This is a genomic window from Aneurinibacillus danicus (genome assembly GCF_007991215.1).
Lineage (GTDB): Bacteria > Bacillota > Bacilli > Aneurinibacillales > Aneurinibacillaceae > Aneurinibacillus > Aneurinibacillus danicus.
Window position 1 is genome coordinate 1 of record NZ_BJXX01000289.1, and the last position, 659, is coordinate 659.

General features: G+C 41.7%; 1 pseudogene. It reads left to right on the forward strand.

Features of this window, described 5'->3' with window-relative positions:
• Positions 1-657, forward strand: a pseudogene (locus ADA01nite_RS23190) (cache domain-containing protein); the annotation flags it as partial.
• Positions 658-659 lie beyond the last annotated feature (2 nt).

Below are 659 nucleotides of genomic sequence, written 5' to 3' on the forward strand. Positions count from 1 at the left end.
CTGGAACAGGTGGAAGAGCAACTATTGGAGTTGGCTATGAAGCAATACAGCTCGATTAAGGTGGCAGCCAAGGCACTGCAAATCAGCCAGCCTACAATGAGCCGTAAGTACAAAAAGCTAAAAGAAAAGAAAAAACGGCATCAAATAGAACAGAATGAAAAAGAATTCGATGTATTGGAACAAGAATTAAACAAACAGCTGCGTTCGGTTGCCATTGTGACTGCCGCTTCACTGAACAGTGACGATGTCAAACAGTTAAAACGCAATCCGTCCGTAACGAATCCCTACTATCAAAAGCTACAAAAAAAGCTAACGATGATTCGTGAGCTTGAGGGAAAGATTCAGTGGAATTACATTTGGATGATGAAAGAGGATGGACGTATTATTAACCTGGTTGCAGACCAGAGGCTTGCCATTAAACCAGGGGAGGAATATAAAGGACCGAAAGACATGATGAGAGTTGTCTACAATGCCTTTAAAGGTCATGTCGGCGTCACGCCAATTTACATGGATAAGTTCGGAGAGTGGAAATCCAGCATAGCGCCGATTCATGATGAGAATGAGACAGTCATTGCGATTCTTGGCTCTGATTTTAGCGCAAGCTATGTCGCCAAAGAGATACAAAAACTGAAAAGGATACTAAAAATTAAAGGATAGTA